Raw genomic sequence first — 21530 nt, forward strand, 5'->3', positions numbered from 1 at the left:
TCTGCGTGCTTCATCGGTGAATTCCTCCAGATCAACGTCCTACGTGATCTAGTGGTTTGGCCTCCGAGAAAGGTTGCCGTTTTTCTCCGACTACTTTGCGCTGACCAGCGGTGGCTTTCCGTGGCCGCGATCAGTACTCCAGATCGTTGATCAACAGCTCCCGGGCGGCGGCGACACCGTCCTTGTCGCCCCGGCCAGAGCCTTTGGTTGCGGCGCGGGATGGCGCCAGCCGCGAGCGTTGCTCTTGCGTGAGCACGTTCTCACTCTAGGTAGGACTGGTTTGTGCCGCAGGCCGTTCGACCTGTTCGGCGGTGTTCCGGACAGTACGGATGCGTCTGGCTCGTTGCCGGACGCTGAGTGACATTGATCTGATCGCTCTCGTCGGGCCGGCCTGTCGAGCCGGCCCGCTCATTGATGGACCAGCGACGAGGAGTGGCGATGATCAATAGCCAAAATTTGCTGGTACGCCTGTTGGTGACCGGCGTTGTGGGTGCCAACGTGATTGGCGCACCCGGTGCCGCGCAAGCGGCCGCGTCCTGCCTGCGGGACGCGAATTTCCCGATTCCCGCATACGGCGGCGACATCTACAACGCCAGCGACATAGGTATCGGCGTGGTGCATCTCGCCGACGGCAAGTGCACGCACGGCACGTACGACACGATCCTGCAGCCCGGCCGGTACACCGAGTCCGACATCGGGTGGACCGAGGTGGCGGGCGCCTACATCGGCGCAGGATACGAGGCCGACGAGTACACCTCCCAAGGCAAGATCGTCGGCCACAAAGTGGGCCCCGGTTACCTGACCCACGTGTCCGACGGATCCTTCATCAAGATCGTGGCCTGGCAAAGCTGCTGCTGACCACTCCCGGGCTATAGGTCGAACGCAACGACGAGCGCAGAAAATGTCGGCGCGACTTCCCGCCACGAACAACGCCCCGGCGCAGTCCAGAAGTCACTCGCCACGACGCGCGGGTCCGCCGGGTCCGTTCGATAGTCAAACGCGATGGCGACGTCGTCGCCGGCATTCTCGTTCACCGCGACGAAGAACGCCCTCTCGACATCCAGCCAGGGCAGGTCGACCGCTTCGGCCTGCTCACTGCCTCGTGCTTGGCGGAAGAGCTGAGCCGTCGCGTCATCCTCGGTGAAGTAGTCGAGCGAGCTCGATTCTCGGACCATGGCCGGAGCGCTGGTGAGAAAGTGCAGAGGATCCTCGAACCAGGGCATGACGCGTGCAAGTGCCGCATCACCGGGGTGCTTCCACCGGCCTTCGGCGAGCAGCGAGAGCAACAACGACGGAATGGCGAGACCACGTACTCGGATCGGCGCACGATCGCTTTGCACAGCCCGATCTTAAGTCGAGGGTCACGCCCGTAGCGGGTGCGTCACGCGCAGTGGCCGACGAGGTAATGGCGCGTCCGGGTGGACTCCACCGGCGTTGTTCAGGGAGAGAGCGGCCGATCAGCCGATCGGTTCGCACGATCCTGGAGGAACATCCCCCATGAAGTCCCCCATGAACGAAACCGCATCAGCCGAGGTCAAGCGCCCCCGAAAGGGCCGTTACGCCCTCGCCGCCGCGGTGGCCGTGGTCGCCGTCGGCGGTGTCGCCGCAGCCGGCATCGCCAACGCAGACACGACGCCCACACCCACGAACCCGTACATCGTCGGCCCGCCCGGCACCTCGCTGAACGCCGGCCAGACCACGACGATCCAGGTCGCCGGAAAGACCTTCGCGGGTACGGCAGTCCCGTCGAACGCCACCGCAGCGCTGGTCAAGATCACCAGCGTCAACCCGTCCTCTGCAGGCAGCCTGACCGTCTACACGACCGGCACCCGCCCGACCGGCGGCGCAACCGTCAGCTACCGGCGGGGCCAGAACGCAACCGGCACGGCAAACGTCCAGCTGGACAACCGCGGCCGGCTCAGCGTCTACAGTTCGGCGAGGACGCGCTTCACCCTGCAGCTGCAGTCGTTCACGACGCCGACCACCACCCCGCCGGTACCGACCTGCACCGCAACGATCTCGACGATCGACCCCAGCACCAAGACGCTGGCGGCGGTAGGCGGCAGCATCCGAGCGGGAGCCACCGACTTCGGCAGCGTGACCCTGCCCGCAGGCACCTACGACGCCCGGGTGATCGGCGGCTTCACCGGCTTCAACAACAACGACACCTGGCTCCCGCAAGGCGTGTTCTTGACCGGCACGATGACGGTGGTCAAGGGCGCAACAATCAACGCCGACTTCACCAACAACGTCACCGCCGGCGGCGTGATGATCCCGAAGTCCGACAGCGCCACCCTGACCCAGGACCCCACCTTGGCAATCTCCACGTTCCTGATCCTGGACGCGCCAACCGAGGTGCACATCAAGCTCTTCGCGTACGCCTCCAACAGCGGAACGGCCGGCTCAGGCCAGGTAAAGGCAAACGTGCAGAGCGCCCAGTTCCGCAAGCTCTGCTGACCAACCCGCCACCCTGAAGGGTGCTTCACCCGCGAGCCCCGGGTGAAGCACCCATCACGAACCGGCCGACGGAGGCACGGATCTGGTGCGATCCGCGTGGTTGACGTTGCGTTGGTCGGTTCAGCTGCAGGTTGCCGAAGCCACACGATCAGATACCGCTTCTGCGGAGATGAGTGCTCGCGGTCCGCGATTACCACATAGGACGACGCCGATGAAGGCGCTTTCCCGTCAAAGAACCTGGCCGATTGTTGCTTCTGCGTGATGATCGGCGATGGAGCGCCCGGAGTGGACGGAGCAGGCGAATTGATCGTCGACATGGACCAGGCATCTGGACTAACTCAACAGGGTCGCGTCAGGTAGACCCTGATGGTGGCACGAGGTAGCGTGCGTGCGCTTGGTAGCTAATACCACCCTGGACGGAAAATCCGCATAATTGCGATGGTTCCGTGGAGGAAAAATGGAAACATTTGCCCTTGTCAACCACGCGATCGACCTCCTTGCCGCACGCCTCCCCGGCGCCGCTTCAGAGGCCGGCGAGGACGCGACTGCACACAGGCTGTACGACGTCATCGCGCATAAGCTGCAAAATGCCGGAAATGGGAACGCGATGACGGAGTTCGTCAAAGACTCCCGCGAAAATTCCCTCGTCAAGCGCCTCCTTCGGCAGGCCGTGCGGGACGACCCGGCATTCGCTACCGAGCTCGCCACCGCAGTCGCGGCAGTCGGCCGAGCCACGACGTCCAACGACGTCGCGGCTGAGCGCCAAGATGCCCCAGGAGCTGACGGCGCAGCCCGATACACAGCGAACTCGAGTTCAAGCGAGCCCAGCACCCACCAAGAGAAATCGAATTATGGTGACCCTGCGCCACGAGATGACAAACCCGGAAGTGCGGTAAGAAGGATTTTCAGCGAAATGCCGGAGCAAGACGCTCGGAGACTTTCGGTGCTCATGGATCGTCTAGTGAAGATCGAAGCGCGGATTGATGAGGAGATCCAGGGAATAGTTCGCGCCTGCCCGGCTTACAACGGCTGGAGCGCCCTGGTCATAACATCCGGAAGAATCCTTGACATAACTGACAGCGGAGGCTTGACCGTCATTCCGTTCTCGGAGGTGATCGGGATCCGAGTAGGGCCTGGCAAGAAAAAGCTCTTCGGCGGATTCGAAGAGAGTTACATCCTGGTCGATACGATAGCCGGAACTCGAACCTACCCCATGTTCGACGACCACGCTTGGGCTCTCAAGACGGCAGTAATTGCGCGCTCGTTGCACGAGGAATACAGGCTTGACGCAACGTAAGTGATCGCGGCCAGAAGAGACCTGCCGCACGGAATGTCCTCTTGACCCACAACAAATCCCGGCCAGGGTGACAAAGCCGCCCAGAAGTAACCACAGCGCGGCAGCCGGACCCCGACCGGAAGGGATCACCAATCCCAACCAGGCACCCAGCAGCGGGTGACCAAGGAGCCTGGCCGTCAGCTATCCCCGGTGTGTTCCGAAGCAGATCCGGGGTTCAGCGGCTGTGGCCGTAGGACAGCTTCGCGGCGAGTCCGCCGGCGCCGACCGCCCAACAGCCCGCGCCGCGCAGGCAATCGATGCCGGGCAGGGTCGTGTCGTCAAAAGGCCGCCACGTTTGCCCGCCGTCGGTGCTGATGTCGCTACCGCGGCCGACTGCGATCAGGGTGCGGCTTTGGCCGGGCAACCACGAGACGCTGACACGGCGGCCGGACGTGGCGCCTGCCAGCGTCCAGGTGCGGCCCCCGTCCGAGGTGAGGGCAGCTGCCGTATTGAGCGGGTCGGAAGGCTGCCGGGGATCGCTGCCGATGGCGATGCCGTGGCGGGGATCCCGGAAGGACAGCGAAAGGATGCCGGTGTCATCACCGCCGGGCAACGGCGTGGTGGCGAACGACCAGCTGCGGCCGCCGTCCTTGGTGGTGAAGACCCGGTTGTTGACGCCCGCCGGCGTGCTGGTGCCGAACCAGGCGTCCGTCCCGGCCGCTTGCAGGCATGTGCCGCTGGCTATGAGCGTCTCGCCATCGACCGCCGGAGGCATCTTCACGTTCCGGAGGACACGCCAGCTGCGGCCGCCGTCCTCAGTGCCGGCGAGGCGAATCCGGCCGTCGACAGGATCGCTAACGGCCAGGCCTCGGCGGCGGTCGAAGAAGGCCATGCAGTCGTAGTAGGCGCCGGGGCTCGCATCCTCGAACACGACGTGCCAGGTGGCACCTCCGTCAGCGGTGCGGTAGATCTGCGCCGACGCCCCGCCCGCCAGCACAACGGCGTGATAGCGGTCGGTAGCCTCAACGTCCCGAAACCCCTTGGCGGCGCCACCGGCCGGGGTGACGTTACGCCAGGACCGCCCTCCGTCCACCGTGAGCACAACACTGCCGGCAACACCACCGCCGCCCCCCACGGCCCAGACCACCGAAGAATCAACAACATCGTCGATGACCAACCGGTTGGTCGTGGCCGTCTGCGTAAACCGCCAGGACGGTTCGACGGTAGCGGGCGTGGCAGCAGTGCCCGGAAGAAGAATGGTGACAGCAAAAATGATCGCCGTGAGCATCGTTGCTCCCCAGGTCGACAATTCGGTAGACGCCTGAAACCGCGTCCAGACAACCGTTGCCCGCATGCCTTCCCGATGGCAACCCCGCTGCTGAAACCCGACCCGGCCAATCCTCGAATCATCAGCCAGCAATGATTAAAATAGGCTTGTATATCGTCCGAAAGCATTCAAGAGCCGCTAACACGATCTGCTGAATCGAGGAGATCAGCGTTGCGCGAGGTAGATCGGTCTCGTTCGCTTGGACGTGAGCAAGGCGTGGATCGTCGATGACGAGTCGTGGAAGTTGATCGAGCCAACACTGCCCCCCTGGCCAACGAGGGCAGGACCCCGCCCGTTCCCAGACCGGCTGTGCTTGCAAGGCATCCTGTTCGTGCTGCACACCGGAATCAGCTGGGAAAATCTGCCCCAAGAACTAGGCTTCGGCTCGGGAATGACGTGCCGACGCCGCCTGCAGCGCTGGACCAAAGCCGGCGTCTTCCACCAGATCCACCAAACACTGCTAACCCGACAGAACGCGGCGAAGCAACTCCGGCTGAGCACCGGCCGCGCCGCCCACTGACGCAAACACAAAAACACGGTGCTGAGGCACCGAACTAAACAAACGCGGGAACGGCCCAAGCTTAAAAGCCCTCACCCCAGCCCCCACCTGTACCACCGGCGCACTTCCCCAAAACGGCCGCCCCCCGGCACAGAATGTTCGCTTGACCCACCACAAAGCTCGGCCCGGGTGACAAAGAACCTGGCCGCCAGTTGTTCCCATGCAAGCAAGCCGGGATTCTAAGAAGAGGCGCCGGCCCGCCGGTCGTTGACTCTGTGCTGATCAGTTCGGCTGCAGGTTGCCGCTGAGGGTGGTGCGGCTGACAAGCGGACGGTTCCAGAGGGCAAGCAGTTCGTTGGCGAGCGCCACGACCTCCCGCGGGTCCTCCTGACCGTCGATCTCAATACCGGCCGCGGAGAGCCCGCGCGGCACGGCCGCAGCTTGCAGCAGTACCCGCCACTCATGGACGCCGATCGCAAGGTATTCCAACCCAGAGATCCGAGCGATCTGCATGGGATCGGCCAGCGTGCCGGCTTGCGCCTGAAGGGTACGCAGCCGAGGCAGGCCGACAGCCGCAGCAAGACTGAGCGGCTCGCCGTCCCAACGACCGATGACCAGAACCTCCAGCTCCGGATGGGCGGCCGCGTCGACGCTGCTGAACGCGTTGGCATTGATGCGCGCCACGGCAGGCCACTCATCGGGACGAGCCGGCCGCCAGTCCTGGCTGCCGTGCTCAATCATGGCGGTGAGCGAGTCGGCAACCAGGTCACCCCCGATGCTCCGCCCGTCGTCGAGCACGATGATTTGGCCGAGATGACCGGCCGCGCCAGGGGTGAGGTCAACGGCAAACCGGGCCGTACCCCCGTCACTGGCGAACACAATCCAGCCGGGCGACCCAGGCAGACCCTGCACCGTGGCATCCGACGGTGTCCGGGCAGCTTCGCCGGCCGCGTAGTACCAGGGCGACGAGCGGCGGCGGGAGTCGGCAATGCTCAGTTCGTCAATCGGCAGCAGCTCGCAGCCAAGCGCGTCGGTGTACTTCTGGTCGCCCCTGCTACCCGACGTGACCCGATAGAGCGCCGTCAGCTCAGCAGGCAGGCTGACACCGAGCCGAGCCTGCGCGGCGGCAATCTGCGCGTCGGTGACGCCCACCGGATCAACCAGCCGCTGCCGCAGAAGCCGCTCCAGCCGAGCCGGATCCGCCGACGGCGCCGGCCCCGCGTCCGGCGCGGGCGACGGCAGCCGCCGCCAAGGCTGCGGAACGGCGCCGTCGCGAAGAACCATCGACACCGGATAAGGCGAGGTCACATCCTCCACGGCCGACCCGTAATCGAACAGGTCGAGCACCGCATCGCCCGCCGGCGAAACCTGCAGGCAGTACGCAATCCGGCTCAGCCCGAACTCATCCAGCCCGGACTCATCCAGCCCGAACTCATTCAGCCCGGCCGCCACCAGCTGCTCCGCCTCCCACTGGGCCCGGCGGTGTGCCGACGACCCGTTGCCAAGTCGGCTGGTGTGGACCGATCCGCTCCGGCTGACGGCACCCACGACAAAGCCGCCCTCAACCACCAGCTTCTCCAGGGCTCCAACCGTCAGCAGGCGAGCCAGCGGCGCCCAGGTAGCGAAGTCATAGATCGAAGGCATTCGAAGGCTCCCGCCGGGCCAAGAATCAAGACTCGCGATTATCACCCACCCGCAGCCAACGGCGCGCCCCCACACCGCGGCATCCACGGGGCCCTGTTCCCCGTGAATGCCGCCCGCCAGCCGGACCGCGCCCTACGCCAGGCACAGCACGGTTCCATGCAAACGGAAACAAAGGGATCAACGCTCACTTAGGCGCACTTAGGCGCGCCGTCCAGTTACGAAAACACAAACACACGGTGCTGAGGCACCGAACTAAACAAACGCGGGAACGGCCCAAGCTTAAAAGCCCTCACCCCAGCCCCCACCTGTACCACCGAAACGGCCGCCCCCGGCGCGGAATGTTCGCTTGACCCACCACAGAGCTAGGCCCGGGTGACAAAAATGCCCAGAAGAAACCACAGCGCGGCAGCCAGACCACAACTGGAAGGGGATCACCCACCCCAAGCCACGCACCCAGCAGCGGGTGACCAAAGAACCTGGCCGTCAGCTATTCCCATGCAAGATTTCGGGCGGGGTGACCCAAGACAGACATAGAAACGCTCCACCGTCAGTCTTGGGTCACCCCGCCCGAAATCGTCCCAGCGCAAGCGAGCCGGGGATTTTTCAACGAGAGGCGCCGGCCCGCCGCTTGGTCCAGACATCAAAGGCAACAGCAGCAAGCAGAACAGCACCCTTGACGAGCATGACCTTCTCGGACTGCGCACCGATAAGGCTCATACCGTTGTTGATGACACCCATGATCAGACCACCGGTAATAGCGCCGACAACCTTGCCAACGCCACCCTGAACGGCAGCCCCACCGATGAATGCAGCCGCAATGGCGTCCAGCTCGAACTGGTCACCGCCAGTAGGATTAGCCTGATTCAACCGCCCGGCGAAAATCATGCCGGCGATCGCGGACAGCACGCCCATGTTGACGAAGATCCAGAACACCACCGACTTGACCTTGACGCCAGACAGAGTAGCCGCCTGCAGGTTGCCGCCAACGGCGTAGATCTGACGACCGAAGACCGCCCGGTTGGTCAGCACGGAGTAGCCGAGCACGAGAACGGCCAGCAGGACCAAAACCCAAGGCAGATTCCGGAACCGAGCCAACTGCACGATCACGAACATGACCACCACGGCGGCGATCACGATCTTCGCGATGAACAGCGGGAACGCCTCGACGACCTGGCCGTAGCGCACCCGCCCGGCCCGCGACCGCCACTGACTGACCACGATGCCGACGACGGCGAACACACCGATCAGCACACTGAGCAGGTCAGCGCCGCCCAGATAACTGCCGAGCCCGATGTTCCCGAGGTAGCCATCGGTGAACCCGTTGGCCAGGGTCCGCACCGACTCCGGGAACGGCCCGATCCCGCGGTTACCAAGGATCATGTAGGTGATAGCGCGGAACAGCAGCATGCCGGCCAGCGTGACGATGAACGCCGGGATGCCGAAGTAGGCGACCCAGTAGCCCTGCCACGCCCCGATCGCCGCCCCGACCACGATGGTGATCAGCAGGGCGAGCGGCCACGGCACATGGTGGTTGACCATCAGCACGGCGGCGATGGCGCCGGTGGCCGCGACGACCGAGCCGACCGACAGGTCGATGTGCCCGGAGATGATCACCAGGATCATCCCGATCGCGAGGATCAGGATGTACGAGTTCTGCACGATGATGTTGCTGATGTTCTGCGGCGCGAGCATGTCGCCGTCGGTCAGGATCGTGAACAGCACGACGATCGCGGCGAACGCGATGTAGATGCCGCTCTGCCGCAGGTTGATGGTGAACTTGCGGCCGTTCCCGGAGGTCTCGGGCAGCGACGGGCCGCCGCCCACGGCGAGCTCGGCGTTGGTGGGGGCGAGGCTCACCGTGGTGCCTCCTGTCCGGCGGTCATGAGGGTCATCAAGCTTTCCTGGGTGGCCTCGGCCCGGGGCACCTCACCGGTGATCCGGCCGGCCGAGAGGGTGTAGATGCGGTCGCAGAGCCCGAGCAGCTCGGGCAGCTCGGAGGAGATCAGCAGCACGGCTTTCCCCTCGTCGGCGAGCCGGTTGATGATCGTGTAGATCTCGTACTTGGCGCCGACGTCGATCCCCCGGGTGGGCTCGTCGAGAATCAGCACGTCCGGGTCGGTGAAAATCCACTTGGACAGGACGACCTTCTGCTGATTTCCGCCGGACAGCTTGCCGGTGATGCTGGAGACGCTGGGGGCCTTGATGTTGAGGCTGCGGCGGTATTCCTCGGCGACCTTGAATTCCTCGTTGTCGTCGACCCAGCCACCCTTGGCGAGCTTGCCCAGGGCAGCGGCGGAAACGTTCCGCTTGATGTCCTCGATCAGGTTGAGGCCGTAGCGCTTGCGGTCTTCCGTTGCGTACGCAATGCCGTGTCGAATGGCCTCGCGGACGGACCGCAACTTGATCTCCTGGCCGTCTTTGATGATCCGGCCGGAGATGCCGGTTCCGTAGGACCGGCCGAAGACGCTCATCGCGAGCTCGGTGCGACCGGCCCCCATGAGGCCGGCCAGCCCGACGATCTCGCCGCGGCGCACCGACAGGGTGGCGTTCTGGACGAGCAGCCGGCCGTGCTGGGTGGGGCTGTGCACGGTCCAGTCCTCGATCCGCAGCACCTCGTCGCCGATGTTCGGCTCGTGCGGCGGGAAGCGGTGGTCCAGGTCGCGGCCGACCATGCCCGAAATGATCTTGTCTTCGGTCAGGCCCTCGGCCGGCAGCGTGGTGATCGTCCGACCGTCGCGCAGGATCGTCACCCGGTCGGCGATCTCCAGCACCTCGTTGAGCTTGTGCGAGATGATCACGCTGGTGATGCCCTGTTCGCGCAGGCCGCGCAGCAACCCGAGCAGGTGCGCCGAGTCGTCGTCGTTGAGTGCCGCGGTGGGCTCGTCCAGGATGAGCAGCTGCACCCGCTTGGACAGTGCCTTCGCGATCTCGACCAGCTGCTGCTTGCCGACGCCGAGGTCGAGCACCTGGGTGACCGGGTTCTCGTTGAGGCCGACGCGCTGCATCAGCTCGGCGGCGGCGGCGTTCGTCTTGTTCCAGTCGATCAGCCCGCGCTTGGACTGCTCGTTGCCGAGGAAGATGTTCTCGGCGACGGACAGGTTGGACGCCAGCGCCAACTCCTGGTGGATGATCACGATGCCGCGGTGCTCGCTGTCCCGGATGCCGGCGAACCGGCATTCCTGACCGTCGAACTCGATATCGCCTTCGTAGTCACCGTGCGGGTAGACGCCGGAAAGCACCTTCATGAGGGTGGACTTTCCGGCGCCATTCTCCCCGCAGATTGCATGGATCTCGCCGCGGGACACCTCCAGGTTGACGTCCGACAGCGCTTTCACGCCCGGGAACGTCTTGGTGATGTCCCGCATCCGCAGGATGGTGTCACTCATTCGACTCAGGAACCCAGCTGAGCCTGGGTGTAGTAACCGCCGTCGACGAGAACCTTCTGGTAGTTGGTCTTGTCCACGATCACCGACTGCAGCAGCATCGACGGGACGACCTTGTTGCCGTTGTCGTAGTCGGTGGTGTTGTTGACCTCGGGCTTGCCACCCTTGAGGACGGTGTCGGCCATCGTGACGGTGGTCTTGGCCAGCTCGCGGGTGTCCTTGTAGATCGTCGAGTACTGCTCACCGGCGATGATCGACTTGACCGAGGCGAGCTCGGCGTCCTGGCCGGTCACGACCGGGTAGGGCTGCGCGGCGGTGCCGTAGCCGTTGCTCTTGAGCGCCGACAGGATGCCGATCGACAGGCCGTCGTAGGGCGAGAGCACGCCGTCGACCTTGGCGCCCGAGCGGTAGGTCGAGGTCAGGATGTTCTCCATCCGGTCCTGGGCGACCTTCGGCTGCCAGCGCAGGATCGCGACCGTCTTGAAGTCGGTCTGCTTGCTCTTGACGACGACCGTGCCGTCGTCGATGAACGGCTTGAGCACGCTCATCGCGCCGTTGAAGAAGAACGTCGCGTTGTTGTCGTCCGGCGAGCCGGCGAACAGCTCGATGTTGAACGGGCCCTTCGCGGTGCCCTTGGAGCCGTCGGCGTTGAGCACCTTCAGGCCGGTCAGCAGCGAGGTCGCCTGCTGCACGCCGACCTTGTTGTTGTCGAAGGTGGCGTAGTAGTCGACGTTCGGGCTGTTGCGGATCAGCCGGTCGTAGGCGATGACCGGGATCTTGTTGGCCTTCGCGTTCTCCAGCTGGGTGGTGATCGCGGTGCCGTCGATCGAGGCGATGATCAGCAGCTTGGCGCCCTTGGTGATCTGGTTGTCCAGCTGCTGGGTCTGCGTCGGGATCTTGTCCTCCGCGTACTGCAGGTCGACCTGGTAGCCCAGGGCCTCCAGCTGCTTCTTCAGGTTGTCACCGTCGGAGATCCACCGCTCCGAGGAACGGGTCGGCATGGTGACGCCGATCAGGGCACCCTTGGTGTCGCCCGAGCCGGTCGCCTTGTCGGCGTTCTTCTCGCTGCTGCCACAGGCGGCGAGACTGGCGGCAAGGACAACGGCGGAGGCGACGGCCCCCATCCGGGAAAGTTTCATTGCGCGGAACTCCTTCATTGGGGGCACGGCGTGGGCACGAGTGTGAACGCTAACAACAGAGGTGTCAACAGTTCTGGCAACGTCCGCGACATGTTGAGGAAACTTGTTTCCCAATCGTGTCCGACCCCTGTAGAGGCCGAATTGTTATCGATAACAGACGGTGTTCGTCAGTCCAACCAACCGAGACGGGCGACGTGAAACCCGAGCTGCATACGGGTCCGCCCGCCGGTCATCTCCATCAGATGCCGCACGCGCCGCTGGACCGTGCGTAACGATGTGCCCAAATGGGCCGCCACCGCCTCATCGGTCAGCCCGGTCATCAGCAGACTGACGATCCGGGAGTCCAATTCGTCCAGCGCCGACGCCCCCACCGCGCTCGCCCGCCGCCACTCCGACTCGAACAGCGCCACCAGCGCCTGCAGCAGCCCCCGCTCATAGATCAGCAGGGCACCGGGCGGCCCGGGCACGGAAAGCGGCATGAACGCCTGCTCACCATCAACAATCAAAAGCTTGAGGGGTACGGCGTCGGCGATCCGGATCTCCTCCCCGGCGGCCCGGGCGTCGAGGATCCGCGCGAACGCGTCCGGTTCCTCGTCGAGCATCGCCCGCTCGAACACCACGCGGTAGCGGACGCCGCGCGCCACCGCGCTGTCCTCCTCCACGTTCTCGGCCGCGCTGATCACCGCGATCGGTGCCTTCACCAGCGACAGCACCTCCTCGCGGGCACCCAGCTGAAGCCGGCCGAACGCCTCGCGCACCTCGGCCGCACCGTGCAGCACGTCGACCACGCCCGGGGCGCCCCGGCGCTGGGCGGCGGCCCGGTAGACCTCGTCGAGTACGCCCAGCTCGGCCTCGGCCCGCTGCAGCTCCTCCCGGCGGCGGCGCAGCGCCTCGCGCAGGGTGGTGGCGGGCGGGGCGGCCACGAACCGGTCCGGGTCGCCGAGGCTGCGCACCGCCAGGCCGGCCGTCTCGAGCCCGGCCAGCAGCTCACCGGCCTCCTCGGCGGGCACCCGCAGCATCACCGCGAACTCCCCGGCGTCGGCCGACGGGACCGTGATCAGGGCACGGTACGCCGCCGACTCGTCGGCCCGCAGGCCCAGCACATCTGGCGGCACGCCGGGCAGTTTGGCGGATTTACGCCAGGAACGGAAGCCGCCTTGACCGATCCGTTGCACGGGAACCCGTGCGTGCCGGATCGTCGCCGTACCCCCACGCGTAGAGGAATTTCGATGAAGCAAAACGGCGGCGGCACGCCCATCTGGGTTTTCCGCGTCCCCGGGCCCCTTTTCCGCCGGCACGGGACCGTGGCGGAACGGTGCCGGTGATCCGCGCCCACCGGCTGCGGTAACCCGCCACGCGGCGCGGCGGCCACGAACACGCGGGTGGCCGCCGCGCCGTGCGGTGCTGGGCGAGGGTCAGCGGCCGGTGGGCTGCATGCTCTCGTGGTAGCGCATCCAGGTGCCCTTGCCGTCGTGCTTGGCGGCGTACATCGCCAGGTCGGCGGCGCGCAGCAGGCCGCTCACCTCGTCGCCGGGCTCGGCGCAGGCGAAACCGATGCTGGCGTTCGCGCGCACCAGGGTGTCGGCGTACGGGATCGGGTCGCCGAGGGCCTCGAGGATGCGCTTCGAGGTGAGCTCGGCGTCGTGGTCGTCGCAGTCGCGCAGCAGGATGGCGAACTCGTCGCCGCCGAGGCGGGCCACCATGTCGCCGGTGCGGACCGAGTCGCGCAGCTTGTCGGCCACGCCGGCCAGCAGGGCGTCGCCGCCCTCGTGGCCGAGCGTGTCGTTGACCGCCTTGAAGCCGTCCAGGTCGATGAGCAGCAGCGAGGTCGTCCCCGGCTCGCACGTGGCCAGGGCCGCGGTGACCTCCTCGTGGAAGTGGGTGCGGTTGGCCAGGCCGGTCAGGCCGTCGAACAGGGCCTGGTGGCGCAGCCGGTCCTCCTGCTGGCGCAACTCGGCCAGGGTGGCGTCGAGCTGGTCGATCAGCCGGGTGTTGTCGTGGAAGGCGGCCAGCTGGCGCAGCACGACGAGGGCGAAGATCAGGCCGAGGCCGGAGATGGCGCCCAGCAGCTTGGTGTTGGTGTCGCTGGGCAGGGCGGCGAGCACCGCGGTGAAGGCGACGGCGATCGAGCCGTACGGCAAAAGGCTGTAGGGACGACGGCGGCGTGAGCCGAACGCGGTCGTCTCGTCGAACCGGACGACGATCTCCTGGATGCGCGGGCCCATCGCGATCAACAGGGACGGGAAGAACCGGGCGGCGTAGACGTAGGCGGGCAGGTGGCCGTCGGAGCCGGACGGGAGGAAGAAGCCGATGCTGTTCACGCCGGCCGCCAGGATCATCGGGATGGCCGCCGCCCGGTGCATCGGGGCGTTGCCGCTGAGCACGAGCTTCACCGCGGCGAAGCCGGAGGTCAGGATGACAGCGCCGGCGACGAGGGTGCCGACCAGGTCGTCGGTGCCGTTCTGGCCGACGGCGAAACACCAGGCCACCACGGCGCCGCCGACGAGCACCGTGGTCGAGTCGAGCCAGAACGCGAGCTTCTCCCGGCCGGACCGGCCGGGGAACGGGTGCATCAGCATCCCGACGATGACGGCGCCCATCCCGACCGCGAAGCAGGCGCCCTGCACGGTGCCGCCGGCCGTCGACCACTGGCCCTGCTGGTGAAAGGCCAGCACCACCTGGCTGGTGTCGCCGATGGTGAAGAGCGTTCCGGCCGCCGCCAGCACCCGCCAGAAGCGGCGCAGGGCACCGGTCGCCTTCCGGGCGACCCGCCACGACGAGTACGCGAGCAGGAGGTCGAGGGGCGGCTGGAACAGCCAGAACACCCGGACCTGACTGTTGTGGTGGTCGTCGAACGTGAACAGCAGGCCGACCCCGGCCAGGGCCCACAGCGCGGCCGCGATCATGACGGGGTCATGCCGGAGCGCCGCGGAGAGCGCCGCCCGGATTCGCGCAGCGGTGGAACTGGCCTGGATCACACCCGTCGCTATCGACCGGGCCGGGGCCCGTCTGAGGATTCGACGTGGGTCCGGATGCTGGTGCCGGCCGGGCCGGTGTAGATGCGGACCAGGTCGCAGATCTGGTTGACCAGCAGCAGGCCGCGGCCGCTGGGCTGCAGCGGGTCGGGCGGGACCCGGCCGGCCAGCGGATCGGTGATGTGCCCGGAGTCGTCGACCTGGCAGGCGAACAGCCCCGGCTCGGTCCAGACGGTGATCCGGCCGGGGCCGCTGGTGTGCCGGATCGTGTTGGCCGCGAGTTCATGGGCGGCCAGGATCGTCTCGGCCAGCCGGTCGGCGCTCAGCAGCGGCTCGGCGCACCGGCGGACGAGGGCCCGCACCGCCGGCAGATCGCCGATCAGCCGGTAGGTGAGGAACTCGGCCTCCGCGGGTGGCTGCGGCAGCGGCACGTTGAAGCAGCCGGCGGTGGCGACCGGGTCGCCGTAGGCCGGGCTCGGCACCCGGACGCCGTCGTCGATCATGACCGGGTGGGTGCGCCAGGCGTCCGCGATCGCCGACGTCGCCAGCAGAGCCGTGTCGTAGGCGCAGAGGATCTGCGCGTCGTGGCCGGCGAAGACCGTGTTGATCAGGGCCTCGTGGGCGGCGCAGGCCGGGTATTCGACGGTGGTGCGGCCCGGCCAGACCGGTTCGCCGACGAACGACACCCGCCGGCCGGGATGCGCGGCCGCGTACCGCAGCAGCAGGCCGGGAATGATCCGGCCCGGGTTGCGCCCGCTCACCGTCAGGTCGGCGAAGTCGACGTGGCCGGCGGCGGCGCCGTCCAGCGCGCCGCGGAGCAGGTCGAGGTTCTGGCCGGGCAGGGCGACCAGGACCGGGTCGCCGGCGGTGATCGCGGAACGGACGAACGGCACGGTCTCCGACAGGAATTCGTCCTCGTCGCGGTAGAGCAGGCCGGGATGGTCGAAAGGGGTCATCTGGCTTCCGTCGTCAGGGCCGGCACGGAACCCGCGCCGTGGAAGTGGAGGAGCCGGAGCAGGTTGGGTGAGCAGCCGACCAGTCGCAGCCGGCCATCGCCGCTCTGGGCCGCGCCGACCAGCACCCGGGTCGCGGCGATGTCGGCGAAGTGCAGGCCGCAGACGTCGATGGTGACGTCGTCGTGGTCGTCGAAGAGGTGGTCGGTCACGGCGCGCAGCACGTCCCGGTTCGACAGGTCGGCCTCGCCGGACAGCCGCAGCCCCCACGGGTCGAGGGTCCGGCGCACCCGCAGCGACGAATCCGGGTCGAACGGCATCTCCGAGCCGGCCGCGCCGGGGTGGGCCCAGAGCAGTCGCCGCAGGTGCAGCGGGTCGAAGCGCCGCCGGTCGTAGGCGCACACGCCGGCCACGAACCCGTCGGCGAAGACGAGGCGGTTGATGTTCGCCTCGTACCAGGGCACGTGCTCGACGCCCGGGGAACGGCGGCTGGCCCAGGTCATGTCACCGATGACCCGCATCCCGCGGTAGCCGGCCGACCGGCACCGGGCCACCTCGGTGTGCCAGAGGCGGACCGTCGCGTCCGGGTCGAAGAAGCCGCCGGCCAGATAGCTGTCCTCGGCGGTGTCGGCGGTGAGGTCGCCCCGGTCGAGGGCCGCGCGGGTGTCGACGCCGTACCGCTCGAGGCCGTCGAGAACGGCGGCCGGGTCGTCACCGCAATACATGACCCGCTGGCGCTCGGTCAGCCCGGCGCGCACGAACCCGGCGATCGCCTCCATCCGGATGGCGTCGCCGTCGACGGTCCAGCAGACGTGATCACCGAGGGTGACCCGGTCAAGCAGTGATATCCCGCCCACGGTCCTCCCCTTCGGCGCGGCAGCGGGGGTGCCGATACACCGTACCCACCACCGCCCGCGACGGCGCTACCCCGCGAGAGTGACAGATTTGCCGAGCATGACGCGGTTTCGGCCGGCCGCCTTGGCCTGGTAGAGCGCCTCGTCGGCACGGCGGACGAGATCGTCGGCGGTCTCGGTGTGGTCCCACTCGGCCAGCCCGGCCGAGAAAGTTTGATCACGAGGAGTGATCGCCCGTAGCCGGGAGACGACCTCCAGGGCCTCCTCGGCCGCCCGTCCGGTGATCACGATGCCGAACTCCTCGCCGCCGTAGCGGGCCAGCAGGTCGGTCTCCCGCAACTGGGCCCGCCACGCCGCGGCCGCTTCCTTGAGGAGCAGGTCACCGGCCTGGTGGCCGTACGCATCGTTGAAATGCTTGAAGAGGTCGAGGTCGACCAGGCCGACCACCACCTGGTTTCCGGTTCGCCGGGCCTGCGCCAGTTCCCGGTCGAGGCCCTCGTCCCACGACCGGCGGTTCGGCACGCCGGTGAGGCCGTCGAGGTGGGCCAGCGCGTCGAGTTGCCGGGCCTGCCGGTGCACCCGGTTGAGCAGCAGCTTCATCCGTCCCACGACCAGCAGGAACAGGACCGTGCAGCTGATCGCGACGGCCGGCCAGTTGATGTCGGCCGGGTCGGTCAGACCCTGGATCGTCAGCACCGCCGGGGCGAGCAGGGAGGCGGCGGCGAGCAGGGTGAGCCGGGGTGCGGAGAGGGTGGTGTCGTGCCGCGGGCCGGGCTCGGCGATCCGCTCCGCCGAGGGGTGCAGCATCGCGGCGGCGGTCAGCGCGTAGGTGAGCAGCCAGCCGCCGCTCAGCCAGGGGAAGTCGAGCGAGGTCAGGTCGGCCGCGCTGAACAGCACGTCCGGTGGCAGGCGGGTGAGCTGAGCGGCCACCAGCAACACGTACGCCGGAGGCAGCCGCCGCGAACCCGGGGTGGTGAGCAGCCGGGCGGTCATCGCCAGCAGCAGCACGTCGAGGATCGGGTACGTGAGGGACACCAGCTGATCGCCGAGGCCGGTGTGCTCCTGGTCGGCGAGCGGCCGGATCAGGAAGACCCAGATCGGCAGGGCGAGGGCGCAGGAGACGATCGCGGCGTCGATCAGCCCGACCAGGTCACGGCCGCCGGTCCGACGCCGGACGAGCACGGTCAGCCCGGCGAAGGTGAGCGGGTAGGACGCCAGGTAGAAGATGTCGGCGAAACCCGGGTAGGCGTCGATGTGCGCCACGTTCGACACGTAGTCGTAGATGACGTCGCCGGCGACCGACGCGACCGTGCCGGCCAGCAGCAGGAGCCACATCGCCGGGCGGGCCGGCCGGCGCCGGACGATGCCCACCGCCAGGACCACGCAGGCGAGCACGCCGAAGCCGTCGAAGCACACCGAGGCCGGGACCGTGCCGTAGCGCAGCTGGGGGTAGGCCACCGCCGCCACCGCGCCCAGCACGAGCCACCAGAGCCAGGCCCGCCGAGTCATACCGGTGTCATCGGCGGGCCGGGCGTGCGGTTGAGCTCTACGAGCCGGCGACCCAGGTCGGGTGGGTGGCGGCGAACTCGGCGACGGTGTCGTTCTTGGCCGATTTCAGCAGGTCGAGGCTGTCGTCGCTGAGCAGCTCGACGCTGCCGATGCCGGCGATCGACTCCGGGTTGAACTTGCCCTCGTTCGTCTTGATCGTGATCAGGTCGTTCGGGTTGATGCCCTTCATCGCGAACACCCAGTCCTCCAGCGAGATGCCGCCGGTGTCCACCGTCATGGTCGAGCCGATCGCCTTGACCAGGCCGGGCAGCTTGGTCGGCGACGACAGGCCGTCCTTCACCGCCTGGTTGATGATCGCCTTGAAGAACTGCTGCTGGTGCCGCTGGCGGCCGTAGTCGAAGTCCTTGTTGGCCAGCAGGTCGCGCTGGCGGACGAAGTCGAGCGCCTCGGTCGGGGTGAAGCAGTGGTTGCCCTTGGCGTAGAAGTTCGCCGTCACGCCTTTGATCTTGGACTTGAGGGTGCCGTCCTTGTTGATCACGTAGGGGGCGGCCTTCTTGCCGGTCTTGTCGTCGGTGCCGATGTGAATCGAGGTGGTGTCCTCGTCCACATACATACAGACCTTGCCGAGGGTGTTGACGACGTTCTTGAAGCCCTCGAAGTCGATGATCGCGCCGGCGTCCGGGGTGATCCCGGTCAGCTCCTTGATCGTCAGCGAGAGCAGCTCGAAGCCGTGCGACAGCGCCGACGGCCCGGTCAACCCGCGGCTGCCGAAGAAGAACGCGGCGTTGATCTTGTTTTTCCCACCGGCGAAACTGACCTTGCCGTTGTCGTAGGCCGGGATCGGCACGTAGCTGTCCCGCGGCAGCGAGATCATGTAGCCCGACTCGTGGTCCGACGGGATGTGCAACAGGATGATCGAGTCGGACCGGGTGCCGGCCGTGGGCAGCGCGTCCTTCCGGGCGTCGATGCCGACCAGCAGGACGTTCTTCGCCCCGGTGATCGACGCGCGCTTGACCTCGGTGTTGGACGCCGCCCCGATCAGGCTCTGCTGGGTCACCGACTTGGTGGCGGCGCCGACGGTCGCCTGGATGGCCACCACCGATCCCCCGCCGACCACGGTCAGCAGAGCACCGAACACGAGACACAGGCGCGCCCAGCGTGGGCTGCGCCGGCGGCGGCTGGTGGCTTTCCTTCTCAAGACCATCTCCTCTGCGGCTCCTTGAATAAGACGGATGCCGCGGGCGTAAAGATTGCTCGCGGCCGGTGAGAATTTGGTGAGAAATCTCTGTCAGTGACCTGAGACGCCCGCCATTGGCTTCGATGCCGCTTTCCATTAACCGGCCGGCCGCCCAGCGCCCATAGCCTCCGACCAGCCGCGCGTCCCCTCCCGCTAAGCAGGTCCTCATGTCCACATCCCCGGACGTCAGCGTCGTCATCCCGACGCTCAACCGCCCGGAACTGGCCGCCCGTGCCGTGCGCAGCGCCCTCGCGCAGACGCACGCGAACCTCGAGGTCGTCGTGGTCGTCGACGGTCCCGACCCGGCCACCCGCACCGCCCTCGAATCGATCGGCGACGAGCGGCTGCGGGTGCACGAGCTGCCCGAGCGCGGCAAGGCGCCGAACGCCCGTAACCAGGGCGCACTGGCCGCCCGCGGGCAGTGGACCGCGCTGCTGGACGACGACGACGAGTGGCTGCCCACCAAGATCGAGACGCAGCTCAAGCTGGCCGCCACCGCCACCAAGGCGGAGCCGATCGTGGCCACCCGGATGATCAGCCGGACGCCGCGCGCCGACACCGTCATGCCGCGCCGGCTGCCCGCCCCCGGCGAGCCGCTCAGCGAGTACTTCACGGTCCGCCGCGGCCTGTTCTACGGCGACGGGTTCATCCAGACCTCGACGATCATGGCGCCGACCGAGCTGCTCCGCCGCGTTCCGTTCACCGTCGGCCTGCGCCGCCAGCAGGAACTCGACTGGGCGCTGCGGGCGATCCGCGAGCCGGACGTGGAGCTGCTCTACGTCGACGAGCCGCTGGTGCTGTGGCACCAGGACGAGGACCGCGACCGGATCAGCCTGCAGAACCCGTGGGAGGAGCAGCTCGAGTGGCTGCGCGCCAACCGGGAGCTGTTCACCCCCAGGGCGTACGCTGCCTTCACCATGAGCGTCCTGAGCTCGATGGCCGCGCCCACCCGCAGCGGCCACGTCTTCCGTGAGTTGCTGTCCGAGGCCCGCAAGCACGGCCGCCCCGGCGCGATCGACTACGTGACGTTCCTGCAGATCTGGGCGCTGCCGCCGGCCGTCCGCGCCCGGCTGCGGGATGTGATCGTGGGCCGCCGCGCCACCGCCGATGTCCACTGACTCCCGGGTCGTCATCTGGCGCAGTGCCATGCTCGGCGGCTCCGAGACGTTCGTCCGCCATCAGGGCGACGCCCTCACCCGATGGACGCCGACCTACGTCGGGGCGACCAAGGTCGAGTCGGCGCTGTCCCGGGAGAGCGACCTCATCGCGTACCCCTCACGGGCCGACCGCAACGCCTTCCTGCGCCTGCGCCTGACCGGCAGTTCGCCGCGCCTGCGGCGGATGCTGGCCGGCTATCCCCTGATCCACGCGCACTTCGGCGGCGACGGCTGGCTGGTCAGCGGCACCGCGGCCAAGCTGGACATCCCGCTGATCGTCACCGTGCACGGCCACGACGTGACCCGGCAGCCGGCCAGCGGCGGCGCGCACGGCCTGCGCTACCGGCGCAACCTCGGCACCGTCTTCGACCGGGCGGCCGCGATCATCGCGGTCTCCGACGTGATCAAGAGCAAGGCGATCGGCTGGGGCGCCGACCCGGCCAAGATCCGGGTCCACTACACCGGCGTCGCTATTCCGGCTTTCGTCGCGGCGCAGCCCCAACAGTGGGACGTCGCGTTCGTCGGCCGCTTCGTCGAGAAGAAGGGCGCCGACGACCTCCTCGCTGCCCTCGCTTCGCTCGGTCCGGCGAAACCCAGGGCCGTGTTCATCGGTTCCGGGCCGTTGCTTTCCCCGATGACTGAGTACGCCCGTGAGCTGGGCGTCGACGCGACGTTCCTGGGCACCCGGACGCCCGAAGAGGTGCACCGGGTGCTGACCGCGTCGCGGATCTTCGCGGCGCCGTCGCGCACCGCCGCCGACGGCGACACCGAGGGCCTGCCCACCACCATCATGGAGGCGGCCGCGCTCGGCCTGCCGGTGGTCGCCACCCGGCACAGCGGCATCCCCGAGGCGGTGACCGACGGCGAGACCGGCCTGCTCGGCGCCGAGGGCGACCGTCAGGCCCTGGCCGCCAACATCGCCCGGCTGCTGGCCGACGAGCCGCTGCGGGAGCGGCTGGGGGCGCAGGCCCGGGCGTACATGACGGCGAAATTCGACCTTGCCTCGCAGACCCGCCGGTTGGAGGACATCTACGACGAGGTAGCCGTTTCCACGCGCGCCTGACAGGCTCCGCACAGTCGTACCGGGAAAGCTTGGGTTGTCGGGCCGGCCCTCCGCCGG

General features: G+C 67.6%; 19 protein-coding genes. 6 read left to right on the forward strand and 13 right to left on the reverse strand.

The genetic code is table 11. The annotated features are described in order from the left end of the window. Window positions 1-130 precede the first annotated feature (130 nt). Complete coding sequence (locus tag Adu01nite_RS48490) at window positions 131-256, reverse strand: hypothetical protein (RefSeq protein WP_275414657.1); 126 nt, start codon at window positions 254-256, stop codon at window positions 131-133. Window positions 257-438: 182 nt separating this feature from the next. Between Adu01nite_RS48490 and Adu01nite_RS15800 the strand changes: the two genes are divergently transcribed. Further along, complete coding sequence (locus Adu01nite_RS15800) at window positions 439-858, forward strand: hypothetical protein (RefSeq protein ID WP_203727612.1); 420 nt, start codon at window positions 439-441, stop codon at window positions 856-858. 11 nt (window positions 859-869) lie between these two features. Here Adu01nite_RS15800 and Adu01nite_RS15805 read toward each other — a convergent pair whose 3' ends face one another. Beyond that, entirely contained in the window at window positions 870-1340 is a 471-nt protein-coding gene (locus Adu01nite_RS15805; RefSeq protein ID WP_203727807.1) for a hypothetical protein, read from the reverse strand. 169 nt (window positions 1341-1509) lie between these two features. On the opposite strand from Adu01nite_RS15805, the gene Adu01nite_RS15810 reads away from it, so the two are divergent. Continuing rightward, window positions 1510-2457, forward strand: a complete 948-nt coding sequence (locus Adu01nite_RS15810) for a hypothetical protein (RefSeq protein ID WP_203727613.1) — start codon at window positions 1510-1512, stop codon at window positions 2455-2457. A gap of 457 nt (window positions 2458-2914) precedes the next feature. After that, window positions 2915-3754 (forward strand): hypothetical protein, encoded by an 840-nt coding sequence (locus Adu01nite_RS15815; protein WP_203727614.1) that lies wholly within the window; start codon window positions 2915-2917, stop codon window positions 3752-3754. Window positions 3755-3968: 214 nt separating this feature from the next. Here the strand turns inward: Adu01nite_RS15815 and Adu01nite_RS15820 are convergent, their stop codons facing one another. Continuing rightward, window positions 3969-5021: a WD40/YVTN/BNR-like repeat-containing protein gene (locus tag Adu01nite_RS15820; RefSeq protein ID WP_203727615.1), complete on the reverse strand. Its 1053-nt coding sequence runs from the start codon at window positions 5019-5021 to the stop codon at window positions 3969-3971. Window positions 5022-5265: 244 nt separating this feature from the next. Here Adu01nite_RS15820 and Adu01nite_RS15825 point away from each other — a divergent pair, with 244 nt between their 5' ends. Next, window positions 5266-5580, forward strand: coding sequence for a transposase (locus tag Adu01nite_RS15825; protein ID WP_203727616.1), 315 nt, complete (start codon window positions 5266-5268; stop codon window positions 5578-5580). A 261-nt stretch (window positions 5581-5841) separates the two neighbouring features. Here the strand turns inward: Adu01nite_RS15825 and Adu01nite_RS15830 are convergent, their stop codons facing one another. The 10 genes from Adu01nite_RS15830 to Adu01nite_RS15875 form a co-directional block, all read right to left on the reverse strand. Beyond that, the gene (locus Adu01nite_RS15830) at window positions 5842-7203 is read right to left on the reverse strand and encodes an SMI1/KNR4 family protein (RefSeq protein ID WP_203727617.1); all 1362 of its coding nucleotides are present in this window, start codon (window positions 7201-7203) and stop codon (window positions 5842-5844) included. 603 nt (window positions 7204-7806) lie between these two features. Beyond that, window positions 7807-9060, reverse strand: coding sequence for a multiple monosaccharide ABC transporter permease (mmsB, locus tag Adu01nite_RS15835; protein WP_203727618.1), 1254 nt, complete (start codon window positions 9058-9060; stop codon window positions 7807-7809). Further along, complete coding sequence (mmsA, locus tag Adu01nite_RS15840; RefSeq protein ID WP_203727619.1) at window positions 9057-10589, reverse strand: multiple monosaccharide ABC transporter ATP-binding protein; 1533 nt, start codon at window positions 10587-10589, stop codon at window positions 9057-9059. The genes mmsB and mmsA overlap by 4 nt, the downstream gene beginning before the upstream one ends. A 5-nt stretch (window positions 10590-10594) precedes the next feature. Next, window positions 10595-11725 (reverse strand): multiple monosaccharide ABC transporter substrate-binding protein, encoded by a 1131-nt coding sequence (gene chvE, locus Adu01nite_RS15845; protein WP_203727620.1) that lies wholly within the window; start codon window positions 11723-11725, stop codon window positions 10595-10597. Window positions 11726-11892: 167 nt separating this feature from the next. Then, on the reverse strand, window positions 11893-12840 hold the full coding sequence (locus Adu01nite_RS15850; RefSeq protein ID WP_203727621.1) for a helix-turn-helix domain-containing protein: 948 nt from the start codon (window positions 12838-12840) through the stop codon (window positions 11893-11895). A 300-nt stretch (window positions 12841-13140) separates the two neighbouring features. After that, on the reverse strand, window positions 13141-14631 hold the full coding sequence (locus tag Adu01nite_RS15855) for a GGDEF domain-containing protein (RefSeq protein ID WP_203727622.1): 1491 nt from the start codon (window positions 14629-14631) through the stop codon (window positions 13141-13143). An 80-nt stretch (window positions 14632-14711) separates the two neighbouring features. Continuing rightward, window positions 14712-15656, reverse strand: a complete 945-nt coding sequence (locus Adu01nite_RS15860) for a sensor histidine kinase (RefSeq protein WP_203727623.1) — start codon at window positions 15654-15656, stop codon at window positions 14712-14714. Next, window positions 15653-16510, reverse strand: coding sequence for an MEDS domain-containing protein (locus tag Adu01nite_RS15865; RefSeq protein ID WP_203727624.1), 858 nt, complete (start codon window positions 16508-16510; stop codon window positions 15653-15655). The genes Adu01nite_RS15860 and Adu01nite_RS15865 overlap by 4 nt, the downstream gene beginning before the upstream one ends. Window positions 16511-16576: 66 nt before the next feature. Beyond that, on the reverse strand, window positions 16577-18016 hold the full coding sequence (locus tag Adu01nite_RS15870; protein WP_203727625.1) for a GGDEF domain-containing protein: 1440 nt from the start codon (window positions 18014-18016) through the stop codon (window positions 16577-16579). 37 nt (window positions 18017-18053) lie between these two features. Next, a complete protein-coding gene (locus tag Adu01nite_RS15875) occupies window positions 18054-19214 on the reverse strand; it encodes an LCP family protein (protein WP_239132446.1) in 1161 nt (386 codons plus the stop codon). Window positions 19215-19420: 206 nt separating this feature from the next. Here Adu01nite_RS15875 and Adu01nite_RS15880 point away from each other — a divergent pair, with 206 nt between their 5' ends. Both Adu01nite_RS15880 and Adu01nite_RS15885 read left to right on the forward strand, forming a co-directional pair. Further along, the gene (locus Adu01nite_RS15880; protein ID WP_203727627.1) at window positions 19421-20371 is read left to right on the forward strand and encodes a glycosyltransferase family 2 protein; all 951 of its coding nucleotides are present in this window, start codon (window positions 19421-19423) and stop codon (window positions 20369-20371) included. Continuing rightward, window positions 20361-21473: a glycosyltransferase gene (locus tag Adu01nite_RS15885; protein WP_203727628.1), complete on the forward strand. Its 1113-nt coding sequence runs from the start codon at window positions 20361-20363 to the stop codon at window positions 21471-21473. Before Adu01nite_RS15880 ends, Adu01nite_RS15885 begins: the two co-directional genes overlap by 11 nt. Window positions 21474-21530: the final 57 nt, after the last annotated feature.

This window comes from Paractinoplanes durhamensis (assembly GCF_016862175.1).
In the GTDB taxonomy this organism is placed as follows: Bacteria; Actinomycetota; Actinomycetes; order Mycobacteriales; family Micromonosporaceae; genus Actinoplanes; species Actinoplanes durhamensis.

Bases quoted from the DNA above. Each gene is read 5' to 3' on its own strand.
- Adu01nite_RS15810 (WP_203727613.1), top strand. From the start codon at position 1,510: ATGAACGAAACCGCATCAGCCGAGGTCAAGCGCCCCCGAAAGGGCCGT.
- Adu01nite_RS15885 (WP_203727628.1), top strand. From the start codon at position 20,361: ATGTCCACTGACTCCCGGGTCGTCATCTGGCGCAGTGCCATGCTCGGC.
- Adu01nite_RS15800 (WP_203727612.1), top strand. From the start codon at position 439: ATGATCAATAGCCAAAATTTGCTGGTACGCCTGTTGGTGACCGGCGTT.
- Adu01nite_RS15855 (WP_203727622.1), bottom strand. From the start codon at position 14,631: ATGATCGCGGCCGCGCTGTGGGCCCTGGCCGGGGTCGGCCTGCTGTTC.
- Adu01nite_RS15815 (WP_203727614.1), top strand. From the start codon at position 2,915: ATGGAAACATTTGCCCTTGTCAACCACGCGATCGACCTCCTTGCCGCA.
- Adu01nite_RS15860 (WP_203727623.1), bottom strand. From the start codon at position 15,656: ATGACCCCTTTCGACCATCCCGGCCTGCTCTACCGCGACGAGGACGAA.
- Adu01nite_RS15830 (WP_203727617.1), bottom strand. From the start codon at position 7,203: ATGCCTTCGATCTATGACTTCGCTACCTGGGCGCCGCTGGCTCGCCTG.
- chvE (WP_203727620.1), bottom strand. From the start codon at position 11,725: ATGAAACTTTCCCGGATGGGGGCCGTCGCCTCCGCCGTTGTCCTTGCC.
- Adu01nite_RS15880 (WP_203727627.1), top strand. From the start codon at position 19,421: ATGTCCACATCCCCGGACGTCAGCGTCGTCATCCCGACGCTCAACCGC.
- Adu01nite_RS15870 (WP_203727625.1), bottom strand. From the start codon at position 18,016: ATGACTCGGCGGGCCTGGCTCTGGTGGCTCGTGCTGGGCGCGGTGGCG.
- mmsA (WP_203727619.1), bottom strand. From the start codon at position 10,589: ATGAGTGACACCATCCTGCGGATGCGGGACATCACCAAGACGTTCCCG.
- Adu01nite_RS15820 (WP_203727615.1), bottom strand. From the start codon at position 5,021: ATGCTCACGGCGATCATTTTTGCTGTCACCATTCTTCTTCCGGGCACT.